The organism is Pelotalea chapellei, from assembly GCF_018531195.1.
GTDB lineage: Bacteria > Desulfobacterota > Desulfuromonadia > Geobacterales > Pseudopelobacteraceae > Pelotalea > Pelotalea chapellei.
Genome location: NZ_JAHDYS010000055.1, coordinates 1 through 227 on the forward strand (window position 1 = coordinate 1; position 227 = coordinate 227).

The following is a 227-nucleotide window of genomic DNA, read 5'->3' on the forward strand; positions in this document are numbered from 1 at the left end:
TCCAGGATCTGGTAGGTATGGGTCACCACCTCGGGCATCATCATGCCCCACAGACGCATGCCCCTGCCGCGCAGCTCAAGATTGAAGTTCCTCAGCTCCTTCAGAGTAATCTTGCCATCTCCATCCCTGTCCACCAGACGTTTGACATCCCCCTCAGCCGGATTCAATTTGGTCAGTTCATCGTATTCCGCCGACTTGAAATCAGCCAGCTTGTCACCCCCCTTGCG

At 55.5% G+C, this 227-nt stretch carries 1 protein-coding gene; it reads right to left on the reverse strand.

The features are described 5' to 3' along the window. On the reverse strand, positions 1 to 227 hold a 227-nt coding region (locus KJB30_RS17890), incomplete at both ends, for an EF-hand domain-containing protein (protein ID WP_281415756.1).